This is a genomic window from Enterobacter sp. SENG-6 (genome assembly GCF_001605945.1).
GTDB lineage: Bacteria > Pseudomonadota > Gammaproteobacteria > Enterobacterales > Enterobacteriaceae > Enterobacter > Enterobacter cloacae.
Map to the genome: position 1 here is coordinate 40,927 of NZ_LOMM01000002.1, position 12,166 is coordinate 53,092.

The 12,166-nt window shown below is 56.3% G+C and carries 14 protein-coding genes and 1 other annotated feature; of the genes, 11 read left to right on the forward strand and 3 right to left on the reverse strand.

The genetic code is table 11. The features are described 5' to 3' along the window. Positions 1–16: 16 nt before the first annotated feature. Entirely contained in the window at positions 17–952 is a 936-nt protein-coding gene (locus AX755_RS01060) for a LysR family transcriptional regulator (RefSeq protein ID WP_062856146.1), read from the reverse strand. 121 nt (positions 953–1,073) lie between these two features. On the opposite strand from AX755_RS01060, the gene AX755_RS01065 reads away from it, so the two are divergent. The 8 genes from AX755_RS01065 (at position 1,074) to AX755_RS01100 (ending at position 9,285) form a co-directional block, all read left to right on the forward strand. Next, on the forward strand, positions 1,074–2,087 hold the full coding sequence (locus tag AX755_RS01065) for a zinc-dependent alcohol dehydrogenase family protein (RefSeq protein ID WP_062856147.1): 1,014 nt from the start codon (positions 1,074–1,076) through the stop codon (positions 2,085–2,087). 114 nt (positions 2,088–2,201) lie between these two features. Further along, positions 2,202–3,014 carry a sugar-phosphatase gene (gene yidA / locus AX755_RS01070; protein WP_020685441.1) on the forward strand — a complete coding sequence of 271 codons (813 nt, stop codon included), beginning with the start codon at positions 2,202–2,204 and terminating at the stop codon, positions 3,012–3,014. Positions 3,015–3,240: 226 nt separating this feature from the next. After that, positions 3,241–3,930 (forward strand): D-galactonate utilization transcriptional regulator DgoR, encoded by a 690-nt coding sequence (gene dgoR / locus AX755_RS01075; protein ID WP_062856148.1) that lies wholly within the window; start codon positions 3,241–3,243, stop codon positions 3,928–3,930. Beyond that, positions 3,927–4,805 carry a 2-dehydro-3-deoxygalactonokinase gene (locus AX755_RS01080; RefSeq protein ID WP_062856149.1) on the forward strand — a complete coding sequence of 293 codons (879 nt, stop codon included), beginning with the start codon at positions 3,927–3,929 and terminating at the stop codon, positions 4,803–4,805. Before dgoR ends, AX755_RS01080 begins: the two co-directional genes overlap by 4 nt. Beyond that, positions 4,789–5,406: a 2-dehydro-3-deoxy-6-phosphogalactonate aldolase gene (locus AX755_RS01085; RefSeq protein ID WP_062856150.1), complete on the forward strand. Its 618-nt coding sequence runs from the start codon at positions 4,789–4,791 to the stop codon at positions 5,404–5,406. Before AX755_RS01080 ends, AX755_RS01085 begins: the two co-directional genes overlap by 17 nt. Continuing rightward, entirely contained in the window at positions 5,403–6,551 is a 1,149-nt protein-coding gene (dgoD, locus tag AX755_RS01090) for a galactonate dehydratase (protein ID WP_013094786.1), read from the forward strand. Before AX755_RS01085 ends, dgoD begins: the two co-directional genes overlap by 4 nt. Before the next feature lie 116 nt (positions 6,552–6,667). Next, positions 6,668–8,005 carry an MFS transporter gene (locus AX755_RS01095; protein WP_181033766.1) on the forward strand — a complete coding sequence of 446 codons (1,338 nt, stop codon included), beginning with the start codon at positions 6,668–6,670 and terminating at the stop codon, positions 8,003–8,005. 50 nt (positions 8,006–8,055) lie between these two features. Continuing rightward, positions 8,056–9,285 carry a DUF3748 domain-containing protein gene (locus AX755_RS01100; RefSeq protein ID WP_062856152.1) on the forward strand — a complete coding sequence of 410 codons (1,230 nt, stop codon included), beginning with the start codon at positions 8,056–8,058 and terminating at the stop codon, positions 9,283–9,285. Here AX755_RS01100 and AX755_RS01105 read toward each other — a convergent pair. Next, entirely contained in the window at positions 9,282–9,614 is a 333-nt protein-coding gene (locus AX755_RS01105) for a YceK/YidQ family lipoprotein (protein ID WP_029883588.1), read from the reverse strand. The genes AX755_RS01100 and AX755_RS01105 overlap by 4 nt on opposite strands. A gap of 248 nt (positions 9,615–9,862) precedes the next feature. Further along, positions 9,863–9,935 (forward strand) — a sequence feature (ROSE (Repression Of Heat Shock gene Expression) occurs in the 5'-region of heat shock genes and acts as an RNA thermometer to modulate expression.). On the opposite strand from AX755_RS01105, the gene ibpA reads away from it, so the two are divergent. The 3 genes from ibpA (at position 9,929) to AX755_RS01120 (ending at position 11,851) form a co-directional block, all read left to right on the forward strand. Continuing rightward, a complete protein-coding gene (gene ibpA / locus AX755_RS01110) occupies positions 9,929–10,339 on the forward strand; it encodes a small heat shock chaperone IbpA (protein ID WP_006177605.1) in 411 nt (136 codons plus the stop codon). (Overlaps the previous feature by 7 nt.) Positions 10,340–10,475: 136 nt before the next feature. After that, the gene (gene ibpB / locus AX755_RS01115) at positions 10,476–10,904 is read left to right on the forward strand and encodes a small heat shock chaperone IbpB (RefSeq protein ID WP_013094790.1); all 429 of its coding nucleotides are present in this window, start codon (positions 10,476–10,478) and stop codon (positions 10,902–10,904) included. Between the two features lie 143 nt (positions 10,905–11,047). Further along, the gene (locus AX755_RS01120; RefSeq protein WP_029883587.1) at positions 11,048–11,851 is read left to right on the forward strand and encodes a DUF4225 domain-containing protein; all 804 of its coding nucleotides are present in this window, start codon (positions 11,048–11,050) and stop codon (positions 11,849–11,851) included. Here AX755_RS01120 and AX755_RS01125 read toward each other — a convergent pair. Continuing rightward, a complete protein-coding gene (locus tag AX755_RS01125) occupies positions 11,829–12,152 on the reverse strand; it encodes a hypothetical protein (RefSeq protein WP_029883586.1) in 324 nt (107 codons plus the stop codon). The two genes, AX755_RS01120 and AX755_RS01125, sit on opposite strands and share 23 nt — an antisense overlap. Positions 12,153–12,166: the final 14 nt, after the last annotated feature.

Sequence of the window (12,166 nt, forward strand, 5' to 3'; positions counted from 1 at the left end):
GACTCAGGCCGCGCATTTAGCGCGGCTTTTTTTTTGGCTCAGGCATATCCAGCGACAGCACTGACGGTAAACGGCTGGCAAGCGTATCGATGGCAATTCTGACTCTGAGTGGCAGATGCGGCGTCTGTTGCCAGACTGCATGAACGTCGAAGCGTACGTCCGGCGCCTGCTTTAAAAGCGGGATGAGTTTCCCCTGCTGTATTTCTCTGCGGGCCATCCAGCAGGGCAACCATGCAATGCCGTATCCTGCCAGCGCTGCGTCGCAAATCGCCTGCAAATCATCCATATTGAGGGATGAGCGGGGAGTAAAGGTGTGCGATCTCCCTTCGTTATCCATCAGCTGCCAGGGTAACACTTTGCCTGCCCGCAGATAGTTAATGGCAGTATGGTGGGGTAAATCAGCAACGGTGTCTGGCTGACCGCTTTTTTGCAGATATTCTGGCGCAGCACAGAGCACCATGCGGTGTTCTCCCAGCCTTCTGGCGACCAGAACGCTACTGTCCTGCAGCGTGCCGTTGCGCACCGCCATATCAAACCCTTCCTCTACGAGACCCACCACGCGGTCGCTGAATGACATTTCCAGTTCAAGACCGGGATGTTCCTGCGCCAGTTCTATCAGCAGTGGCGCGACACACTGGCGACCAAACAGCACCGGCATGGCCACACGCAGGCGGCCGCTGATCTGCTGCTTCCCCGTTTCCAGCAGCGATTCCGCGCCCCTAATCTCCTCCAGCGCGCGCAGGCAGCGCTCGTAAAAAAGCGCCCCGTTATCGGTCAGGCTTTGGCTGCGGGTGGTGCGGTGAAACAGACGGACTCCCAGCCGCTCTTCCAGGCGAGCGATGCTTTTTCCCACCGCGGAGCGCGACAAATGCAGGCGGATCGCGGCCTGCGCAAAACTGCCCGCCTCCACGGCGGCCACGAAAACGGGAATATCCTTCAGCGTACTGGTCATGGATTGTTTCCATTATGGCGTCAATAGTGGGAAAAGTTATCGCCACTGGCAACAAGGAGTCAACGGTAGACTGTCGATACTGAAGCTTATTTAACGGCAGGAGAAAAACGATGGCGAGACAATGCAACGCTGGTCAATGAACGCTTTCGGACGGGAGAATCTTAAACTCACCCAGGAACCTGTTCCGAAGCCAGGTCCAGGCGAAGTGCGCGTGCGGGTGAATGCCGTTGCGCTCAACTATCGCGATAAAATGGTTATTGAAGGCATGATGCCGATCCCGCTTTCCTTCCCGTTCACACCGGCGTCTGACATGGCCGGCGTGGTGGACAGCATTGGTGAAGGCGTGACGCGTTTTCAACCCGGCGCTCGCGTCATCTCGACGTTCTTCCCGGAGTGGATCGACGGCAGGCCGCAGGCGGATGCCCGTCATTTGCCCTATAAAACGAGCGGAGGGTACTTCCCGGGGATGCTGGCTGAGTACGTGATCGTGAATGAAAACGGGCTGGTGGCCGCTCCGGAAACCCTGGATGACGTTGAGGCCAGCACATTACCTTGTGCAGGGCTAACCGCCTGGTTTGCGCTGGTGGAGCGCGGGAACTTGCGAGCCGGACAATCGGTGCTGGTACAAGGCACCGGCGGGGTGGCGATTTTCGCACTGCAAATTGCAAAAGCACTCGGTGCAGAGGTTTACGTGACCTCGGGGAGTGATGAAAAGCTGGCGCGGGCCAAAAAACTGGGAGCCGATCGGGGTATCAACCGGCTGAAAGGCGACTGGGCTGAAGCGCTTTTAACGCTGACTCAGGATCGCGGCATTGACCACATTATTGAAACCGTGGGGGGAGAAAACCTGCAGCACTCCCTGCGTGCCGTTGCCGTTCATGGACGCATCTCGGTGATTGGCGTGCTGGCCGGGAGCGAGATTACGCTATCAGCGGGTGAGTTGTTGCTGAAATCCCCGGTTATTCAGGGGATTGGTGTCGGGCATCGCCGTGCGCTGGAAGAGTTTGTCCGCGCCGTGGAGGTGACAGGGCTGAAACCGGTCATTGAGCAGCGCTACCGTTTTGACCAGCTGGAGCAGGCGCTGGAACACCTCGATCGCGGCGCGTTTGGTAAAATCGTCCTCACCCGCGAGTGAGTCAACGTTCCCCGGGATTGCGGAAAAAGGGGTTTTCTGTTGCGCAATGTAGCTCTATTTTTGTGTGCTTAATCGCGTTAGCATGAGGTAGCACTCATTTATCCCGGGGACCTCATGGCTATCAAACTCATTGCAATCGATATGGACGGCACGCTGCTGCTGCCAGACCACACTATCTCTCCAGCCGTTAAAAACGCAATCGCCGCGGCGCGCGCAAAGGGCGTTAATGTGGTACTGACCACCGGGCGTCCGTATGCGGGCGTGCACAGCTACCTCAAAGAGCTACACATGAATCAGCCGGGTGATTACTGCATCACCTATAACGGCGCGCTGGTGCAGAAAGCGGCGGACGGCAGCACGGTTGCGCAAACCGCGCTGAATTATGATGACTATCTGTTCCTGGAAAAACTGTCCCGTGAAGTCGGGTCTCACTTCCACGCGCTCGATCGTACAACGCTCTACACCGCTAACCGCGACATCAGCTATTACACCGTGCACGAATCGTATGTCGCTACCATTCCGCTGGTGTTCTGTGAAGCAGAAAAAATGGATCCGAACACTCAGTTCCTGAAAGTGATGATGATCGATGAGCCAGAGATCCTCGATAAAGCCATTGCGCGCATCCCGGCGGAGGTCAAAGAGAAATACACTGTGCTGAAAAGCGCACCGTACTTCCTCGAAATCCTCGATAAACGCGTCAATAAGGGCACTGGCGTGAAGTCGCTTGCCGACGCACTGGGCATTAAGCCTGAGGAGATCATGGCCCTGGGCGATCAGGAAAACGACATCGCAATGATTGAATACGCGGGTATGGGCGTGGCGATGGAAAACGCCATCCCGTCAGTGAAAGAAGTGGCGAACTTCGTCACCAAATCTAACCTGGAAGACGGCGTGGCTTACGCGATTGAGAAATTTGTCCTGTCTTAGCAGTCGCCCTTAATCATCAGCCTCGGTTATCAACCGGGGCTTTTTTTGGCCCTGAATTTATTGAATTGTTCTTTTTGTGATCTGGATTGTAGTACAACATTGGCTGATTGTACTACATTGTCATCACAGCAAAGGCGAAAGGCCTCACGTTTGTACTGCAAAAGTGAGGCGAAATTCAGCGGTCGCGGTAAAGTAGTGATGGACTTACAGAGCACAAGGACTCTCCATGACTCTCAATAAAACCGATCGCATTGTCATCACGCTGGGTACACAGATTGTGGGTGGCAAATATGTTCCCGGCTCGCCGCTGCCGGCAGAGGCAGAACTGTGTGAGGAGTTTGAAACCTCCCGCAACATCATCCGGGAAGTGTTCCGCTCGCTGATGGCGAAGCGGCTGATTGAAATGAAACGCTATCGCGGCGCGTTTGTTGCCCCGCGTAACCAGTGGAACTACCTCGATACCGATGTTCTGCAGTGGGTACTGGAAAACGATTACGACCCGCGGCTAATTGGCGCCATGAGCGAGGTACGAAACCTGGTAGAACCGGCTATCGCCCGCTGGGCGGCAGAGCGTGCCACCTCAGGTGACCTGGCGCAGATTGAGTCGGCGCTGAACGACATGATCGCCAATAACCAGAATCGTGAGGCATTTAACGAGGCGGATATTCGCTACCACGAGGCGGTACTGCAGTCGGTGCATAACCCGGTGTTACAGCAGCTTAGCGTGGCGATCAGCTCGCTACAGCGAGCAGTATTTGAACGTACCTGGATGGGTGATGCGGCCAATATGCCAAAAACGCTCCAGGAACATAAAGCGCTGTTCGATGCGATACGGCATCAGGACGGCGATGCGGCAGAGCAGGCGGCGCTCACCATGATTGCCAGCTCAACACGAAGGCTGAAGGAAATCACATGACATCACGCTACATCGCAATTGACTGGGGATCGACCAATCTGCGCGCCTGGCTGTACCAGGGCGAGCAGTGCCTGGAGAGCAGGCAATCAGAAGCAGGCGTGACGCGTCTGAACGGAAAATCCCCCGAGGCGGTGTTAGCAGAGGTGACACAAAACTGGCGCGACAGCGCCACGCCCGTGGTGATGGCGGGGATGGTGGGCAGCAACGTGGGCTGGAAAATCGCGCCTTATCTGCCTGTTCCTGCCCCTTTCTCCGCTATTGGCGAGCAGTTAACGTCCGTTGGCGACAATATCTGGATTGTTCCCGGTTTGTGCGTCTCGCGCGACGATAACCATAACGTGATGCGCGGTGAAGAGACACAGCTGCTCGGTGCGCGCACGCTTTCTCCTTCTTCTGTCTACGTCATGCCCGGCACGCACTGCAAGTGGGTCCAGGCAGATGCAGAGCATATCCACGATTTTCGCACCGTAATGACCGGCGAATTGCACCATTTGCTGCTTAATCATTCGCTGTTGGGGGCCGGTTTACCGGAGCAGGTTCCGTCGCCGGAGGCGTTTGCTGCTGGCCTTGATCGTGGGATCGCTTCTCCTGATGTTTTGCCGCAACTTTTTGAGGTTCGCGCCTCGCACGTGCTGGGAAATCTCCCGCGCGAGCAGGTCAGCGAGTTTCTTTCTGGCCTGCTGATTGGCGCAGAAGTCGCCAGCATGCGTGAGTTCGTCGGGCGCGAGCAGGCTGTCACGATTGTCGCTGGTGCAGCGCTGACGTCGCGCTACGAGCAGGCGTTTCGCGCGATTGGCCGTGAAGTATCAACGGTATCCGGTGACACGGCATTTCAGGCAGGAATAAGGAGCATCGCTCATGCAGTGGCAAACTAGTCTTCCCCTTATCGCAATCTTGCGCGGCATTACCCCCGACGAGGCGCTGGCGCACGTCGGTGCCGTGATCGACGCCGGATTCGACGCGGTGGAAATCCCGCTCAACTCCCCCGAATGGGAAAAAAGTATTCCGACAGTGGTGGAGGCCTTTGGTGATAAAGCGCTGATTGGCGCAGGAACCGTCTTGCAGCCGGAGCAGGTGGAGAGGCTGGCAAAGATGGGCTGCAAGCTCATCGTCACCCCCAACATCAACCCCGAGGTGATCCGCCGGGCGGTGGATTACGGCATGACCGTTTGCCCGGGGTGCGCCACCGCCACAGAAGCCTTTACCGCCCTCGAGGCGGGTGCGCAGTCGCTCAAAATTTTCCCCTCTTCGGCCTTTGGTCCTGACTATATCAAAGCACTGAAAGCGGTCTTGCCCGCCAGCGTGCCGGTCTTTGCCGTGGGCGGCGTGACGCCAGAAAACCTGGCGCAGTGGATTAACGCCGGTTGTGTGGGCGCGGGGCTGGGCAGCGATCTCTATCGCGCCGGACAGTCCGTTGAGCGTACCGCGCAGCAGGCGGCAGCATTTGTGAAAGCGTATCGAGAGGCAGTGCAATGAAAATAACCAAACTCACCACGTACCGTTTACCCCCGCGCTGGATGTTCCTGAAAATCGAAACCGATGAAGGCGTGGTTGGCTGGGGTGAACCGGTGATAGAAGGGCGCGCACGCACCGTGGAGGCCGCGGTGCATGAGCTGGGGGAATACCTGATTGGACAGGATCCGGCACGCATTAACGACCTGTGGCAGGTGATGTACCGGGCGGGCTTTTATCGCGGCGGTCCAATCCTGATGAGCGCCATCGCCGGTATTGACCAGGCGCTGTGGGATATCAAAGGCAAAGTGCTGAATGCCCCGGTCTGGCAGCTGATGGGCGGCCTGGTACGCGACAAAATCAAAGCCTACAGCTGGGTGGGTGGCGACCGTCCTGCGGAAGTGATCGACGGCATTACGCAGCTGCGCAATATCGGCTTCGATACTTTTAAGCTTAACGGCTGTGAAGAGATGGGCGTGATTGACAACTCGCGCGCGGTGGACCGGGCGGTGAATACCGTGGCGCAAATCCGTGAAGCTTTCGGTAACGAGATTGAGTTTGGTCTGGACTTCCACGGACGCGTCAGTGCGCCAATGGCCAAAGTGCTGATTAAAGAGCTGGAGCCCTATCGTCCGCTGTTTATTGAAGAGCCCGTCCTGGCCGAGCAGGCGGAATACTATCCAAAACTGGCTGAACAGACCCATATTCCTATCGCCGCGGGTGAGCGTATGTTCTCGCGCTTCGAGTTCAAACGTGTGCTGGAGGCGGGCGGTATTGCGATCCTGCAACCGGATCTCTCCCATGCGGGCGGTATCACCGAATGCTACAAAATTGCCGGGATGGCAGAAGCCTACGATGTGGCGCTGGCACCGCACTGTCCGCTGGGGCCCGTCGCGCTGGCGGCCTGCCTGCACGTGGATTTTGTCTCCCGCAATGCCGTGTTCCAGGAACAGAGCATGGGTATTCACTATAACAAGGGCGCGGAATTGCTCGACTTTGTGAAAAACAAAGAAGACTTCAGCATGGAAGGCGGTTTCTTCAAACCATTAATGAAGCCGGGCCTTGGCGTAGACATTGACGAAGCCAAAGTCATTGAGCTCAGTAAAAATGCGCCGGACTGGCGTAACCCGCTGTGGCGTCATGAGGACGGCTCCGTAGCCGAGTGGTAAATCGCCGGATGGCGCTACGCTTATCCGGCCTACTCTCCCGTAGGCCCGGTAAGCGAAGCGCCACCGGGCAATAAAAACGTACATACAAAAATATAACCCTCTGTAAATTACAGGGCATGGTGAGCGGCTTCGCTATGCCCAAAATCTGGAGACAGATTGCGATGGATATTCCAGTTACTGCTACAAAGACCGGGCGTCGCCGCTACCTGACGCTAATCATGATCTTTATTACCGTGGTCATTTGCTATGTTGACCGCGCCAACCATGCCGTGGCATCGGCCCATATTCAGGAAGAGTTTGGGATCACCAAGGCGGAAATGGGCTACGTCTTCTCGGCGTTTGCCTGGCTCTATACGCTCTGCCAGATCCCGGGCGGCTGGTTCCTCGACCGCGTGGGGTCGCGTCTGACCTACTTCATCGCCATTTTAGGCTGGTCCGTGGCGACCCTGTTCCAGGGCTTCGCGACCGGGCTGATGTCGCTGATTGGCCTGCGTGCTATCACCGGCGTTTTCGAGGCACCCGCGTTCCCCACCAACAACCGTATGGTCACCAGCTGGTTCCCGGAGCATGAGCGTGCCTCTGCGGTGGGCTTTTACACCTCCGGGCAGTTTGTCGGCCTGGCATTCCTGACCCCGCTGTTAATCTGGATCCAGGAGCTGCTAAGCTGGCACTGGGTGTTTATCGTCACCGGTGGGATCGGCATTATCTGGTCCCTGATCTGGTTCAAGGTCTATCAACCGCCGCGTCTGACAAAAAATATCACCAAAGCGGAACTGGACTACATCCGCGACGGTGGCGGCCTGGTAGACGGCGATGCGCCAGTGAAAAAAGAGGCGCGTCAGCCGCTGACCCGCGCGGACTGGAAGCTGGTCTTCCATCGTAAGCTGGTGGGGGTTTATCTCGGTCAGTTTGCGGTTACGTCGACGCTGTGGTTCTTCCTGACCTGGTTCCCGAATTACCTCACCCAGGAAAAGGGGATTACCGCGCTGAAAGCGGGCTTTATGACCACCGTGCCGTTCCTTGCCGCATTCTTTGGCGTGCTGCTCTCGGGCTGGCTGGCGGATAAGCTGGTCAAAAAAGGCGTCTCATTAGGTGTTGCGCGTAAAACGCCGATTATCTGCGGGCTGTTGATCTCAACCTGCATCATGGGCGCCAACTACACCAACGATCCGGTGTGGATTATGACCCTGATGGCGCTTGCGTTCTTCGGCAACGGTTTTGCCTCTATCACCTGGTCGCTGGTGTCGTCTCTGGCGCCGATGCGTCTGATTGGCCTGACCGGTGGTGTGTTCAACTTCGTCGGTGGACTCGGCGGGATCACTGTGCCGCTGGTCATCGGCTACCTGGCGCAGGACTACGGCTTTGGCCCGGCCCTGGTCTACATCTCCGCCGTGGCGTTGATTGGCGCGCTCTCCTACATCCTGCTGGTCGGCGACGTGAAACGAGTAGGCTAATCCCTTCGGATGTTTTACCCTGATGCGATAACTGCGCATCAGGGTATCCCATGAAACAAATCACCTTTGCTTCCCGCAACCACCAGCTCACCAATACCAATACCTGGACACCGGACAGCCAGTGGCTGGTCTACGATGTGCGCCCGTCCGGGGCATCGTTCACCGGCGAAACCATAGAGCGGGTAAACGTCAGTACGGGCGAGGTTGAGGTGATTTATCGTGCCACGCACGGCGCGCATGTCGGGGTGGTGACCATTCATCCTGCACAAGACAAATACGTCTTTATCCACGGCCCGAAAAACCCGGATGCAGACTGGCAATACGATTTTCACCATCGCCAGGGCGTGATTGTCCATAACGGCCAGGCGAGCAACCTCGATGCCATGGATATCACCGCGCCCTATACCGCAGGCGCACTCCGTGGCGGCAGCCATGTACACGTCTTTAGCCCGAACGGGCAGTTCGTCAGCTTCACCTATAACGACCATGTGTTGCATGAGCGCGATCCAAAGCTCGATTTACGTAACGTTGGCGTCGCCGCACCCTTTGGCCCGGTCACCCCGCAGGGCAACCATCCTCATGAATATCCGGGCACCTTCTGGAGCGTGCTGGTAAGCCGCACGACGCCGAACCCACAGCCGGGCAGCGATGAGATCAACCGCGCCTATGAAGAGGGCTGGGTGGGCAACGGCAGGCTGGCGTTTATTGGCGATACCCTGTCTGTGAAAGGCGAAAAAGTGCCTGAACTGTTTATTGTCGATCTGCCCAAAGACGAGCAGGGCTGGAAACAGGCAGGCGATGCGCCATTACAGGGCACGCCAGAGACGATGCCAGCACCGCCTGCTGGCGTGCTGCAGCGCCGTCTGACTTTCACCCATCAAAAGGCGTATCCGGGGCTGGTGAACGTGCCGCGCCACTGGGTGCGCAGCAACCCGCAGGGTACGCAGATTGCTTTTCTGATGCGTGATGATAACGGCATTGTCCAGCTGTGGCTGGTCTCACCGGAGGGGGGCGAGCCGCGTCAGTTAACGCATACCGAAAGCGGTATCCAGTCGGCATTCAACTGGCATCCTTCGGGCGACAGTCTGGGATTTGTGCTGGGAAATCGTATCGCCTGCTGCGACGCGCAGACCGGAGAGGTCACGTTTTTGACGTCCGATCACGGCAATCCGCCGTCTGCCGATGCGGTCGTCTTTTCCCCGAACGGGCGCGCTATTGCATGGATGGAGGAGAAAGAGGGTTTCCGCCAGCTGTGGCTAACGGAAACCGCACAGGATTAGCGTCGCGGCATCTCGGCGGGCGGGATAACGGCGTTGGTTGCCAGATTTTGCTGCTCGCTTTTCTCAACGCGCGAGCGTACGGAACTGTCCGTGCGGAACATATCCCAGGGCAGCAAAAGCGTATCGGCCACTGCCGTGAACGGCATATCGAGGATCACCAGGGATTTGGTGCCCCAGTTCGTGTCATCATCGGAGATCATCGCCGCGCTGGCGCGCGTCCCCGGATATGTTCCTTCTTTACCGCCGGTGTGAGACATCACGCTCGAACACCCGCAAAGTAAAACCACCCCGCTGAACGTCGTCAGCTTAATCAGAACATTTTTCATCATCACTCAGTCATCGTTAATGGCACTGCATAGACCTGCAACTCTGGGTTATAGCGAGCCTTGTTGAAAATGAATAGCCCAATAACCCCGCACTGTGGCAGCCATCGCAATTTAACCCTTTGTGCTGTTGTCCCAGTCTAAGCGAGAAGCTCAAAAGTGCAAAAAAAAGTGCGAACGTCGCGGTTGAAAACACCGTTTCCAGACCCATTTTAAGAATGTAACCCGATAACGAGCACGCCTGATGGGTGTTCGGGGGCGCAATGGCCTGTCCATGGTGGAAGGCTAAAATTTCTCGCTGATTTCAGGAGCTTTTATTTATGCGTAACTTCGATCTTTCCCCGCTATACCGTTCTGCAATTGGTTTTGACCGCCTGTTTAATCATTTAGAAAATAACCAAAGCCAGAGCAACGGCTACCCTCCATACAATGTTGAGCTGGTTGATGAAAACCACTACCGCATTGCGATTGCTGTCGCCGGTTTTGCAGAGAGCGAACTGGAGATCACCGCGCAGGACAACCTGCTGGTGGTGAAAGGTTCACATACGGCTGAGCAGAAAGAACGTACCTACCTTTATCAGGGCATCGCCGAGCGCAACTTTGAACGCAAGTTCCAGTTAGCGGAGAACATTCACGTTAAAGGCGCGAACCTGGTCAACGGTCTGCTGTTTATCGAGCTGGAACGTGTGATTCCGGAAGAGAAAAAACCGCGCCGTATCGAAATTAATTAATGCCGCGGGTCGCGTCAGCGGCCCACTCAGAATTGCTTGCCGAACCGGGAGCATATGCGAATCCACAAGGATTTGCAGGAACAACTGTGCACAAAAATAAACTGTGCCGAACTCGCTTCTCAGAAGGAGATTTAGTATGCGTAACTACGATTTATCCCCCCTGCTGCGTCAGTGGATTGGTTTTGACAAACTGGCTAACGCCCTGCAAAGCACCACTGAGCACCAGACGTTTCCGCCGTACAACATCGAAAAAAGCGACGATAACCACTATCGCATCACGCTGGCGCTGGCCGGGTTCCGCCAGGACGATCTGGATATCCAGCTCGAAGGCACGCGTCTGACCGTGAAAGGGTCGCCGGAAAAACAAGAAACCGAGACCAAATGGCTGCATCAGGGGTTGGTGACTCAGCCGTTTAGCCTGAGCTTTACCCTGGCAGATCATATGGAAGTCTCCGGCGCGACCTTTACCAACGGGTTGCTGCATATTGACCTGGTCCGTAACGTGCCGGAAGCCATCGCGCCACAGCGTATCGCCATTAGCGAGCGTCCTGCGTTGAATAGCTAATACATTTTTTTGGCCTGGTGGCGACTCTATGCCGCGATGCGGCATCGGTTAGTTCTGCAATATTGCCGAGGTAATATCCATTTTTTGTTGTCAAAAATCGTTTCGGGAATATGCTTTCTGAAACTGATCAGCGAGGCGATAAAATGGACACGTTGCTTTTACCCGGCCAGAACTCCCGTGCCTGGGCGGAAACCATGATTAACCTGGAGGCCAGGAAACTGGTTAACACGGCCAACTCGGTGGCGGCTATGCATCTCCAGGATGGTTTTATCCGGATTCAGTTTGTGGATGAGATCAGGGCATTTATCATGGCCCAGTTTGAGGCCGCACGCCGGGCAAAAACTGATGATGACTGTATGGCCTGCCTGCAGGCATTGCGCGCAGAGAACACCAGTCTGCTTGAACAGTCCCGTTCGCTCAAAACCGGTTATGCAAAACTCTATGCCGAGGTGAAGGTTGTCCGGGACGAGAACAAAATTGTGGGCTACATCATTTCAGCGGTCGACGTCGTGGTGGCCGGTGCGGCCATTTTTGGTGGGATCGTCATGATGTCTTCGATGACGCCGGTGGGCGTGGTGGCCGGCGCGGTGATTGTCGTAAATGGATTCAACACGATTTCACGGGAAGCCGCGCACAACCTCCTCGGTGATAAGCAGACGGAGGGAGTTTTCGCTGACGGCTCGATGGAGATCGCTGAATTTCTGGGCTTCAGTCGGCAGCAGGGTCTGGGGACCTATAAGGCGATCACACTCTTCAGTGAAGTCTACGGCGCGTATGGTCTGAGGCTGAAACCAGAAGCACAACGGCTGTGGTACTGGACCAGGCCTGATTTCTTCAGGAAAGTATCCGGCACACCACGTCCCGCGATGGCGCTTAAAATAGCGGGATGGGGTGTTAAAGCCAAGGTGGCGCTTGATTTACTGACTATCGAGCCTTCCGGGAAATAGTCTTCTGCAGGCGGGATGCTTTCCAGCCAAGCGCAGGTGGAAAGGTCACCCAGGCAATGATCAGGACTACAAGGGAACTCATGCCCCCGGAAAGAATGTGTGTCCGGCTGCCGGCAATGAGGGTGACCAGCATAACCAGAACCAGCGCGACAGTGATCCATACCGACACCCGGAAGCGCCGTGAGAGCGCATCGATGAGATGCGGCATGGTGCCTCCGCCTGCTGCAAGCCGGCCCTGTAAATTCTCCACTTCGCTCTTACTGAAACCTGCCTCAAGCAACTCTTTCTCACTGATAGCCATCACGCCCTCCCTAA

Excerpts from the sequence above, each read along its gene's own strand:
- AX755_RS01060 (WP_062856146.1), bottom strand. The coding sequence starts at position 952 with ATGACCAGTACGCTGAAGGATATTCCCGTTTTCGTGGCCGCCGTGGAG.
- AX755_RS01065 (WP_062856147.1), top strand. The coding sequence starts at position 1,074 with ATGCAACGCTGGTCAATGAACGCTTTCGGACGGGAGAATCTTAAACTC.
- yidA (WP_020685441.1), top strand. The coding sequence starts at position 2,202 with ATGGCTATCAAACTCATTGCAATCGATATGGACGGCACGCTGCTGCTG.
- dgoR (WP_062856148.1), top strand. The coding sequence starts at position 3,241 with ATGACTCTCAATAAAACCGATCGCATTGTCATCACGCTGGGTACACAG.
- AX755_RS01080 (WP_062856149.1), top strand. The coding sequence starts at position 3,927 with ATGACATCACGCTACATCGCAATTGACTGGGGATCGACCAATCTGCGC.
- AX755_RS01085 (WP_062856150.1), top strand. The coding sequence starts at position 4,789 with ATGCAGTGGCAAACTAGTCTTCCCCTTATCGCAATCTTGCGCGGCATT.
- dgoD (WP_013094786.1), top strand. The coding sequence starts at position 5,403 with ATGAAAATAACCAAACTCACCACGTACCGTTTACCCCCGCGCTGGATG.
- AX755_RS01095 (WP_181033766.1), top strand. The coding sequence starts at position 6,668 with ATGGTGAGCGGCTTCGCTATGCCCAAAATCTGGAGACAGATTGCGATG.
- AX755_RS01100 (WP_062856152.1), top strand. The coding sequence starts at position 8,056 with ATGAAACAAATCACCTTTGCTTCCCGCAACCACCAGCTCACCAATACC.
- AX755_RS01105 (WP_029883588.1), bottom strand. The coding sequence starts at position 9,614 with ATGATGAAAAATGTTCTGATTAAGCTGACGACGTTCAGCGGGGTGGTT.
- ibpA (WP_006177605.1), top strand. The coding sequence starts at position 9,929 with ATGCGTAACTTCGATCTTTCCCCGCTATACCGTTCTGCAATTGGTTTT.
- ibpB (WP_013094790.1), top strand. The coding sequence starts at position 10,476 with ATGCGTAACTACGATTTATCCCCCCTGCTGCGTCAGTGGATTGGTTTT.
- AX755_RS01120 (WP_029883587.1), top strand. The coding sequence starts at position 11,048 with ATGGACACGTTGCTTTTACCCGGCCAGAACTCCCGTGCCTGGGCGGAA.
- AX755_RS01125 (WP_029883586.1), bottom strand. The coding sequence starts at position 12,152 with ATGGCTATCAGTGAGAAAGAGTTGCTTGAGGCAGGTTTCAGTAAGAGC.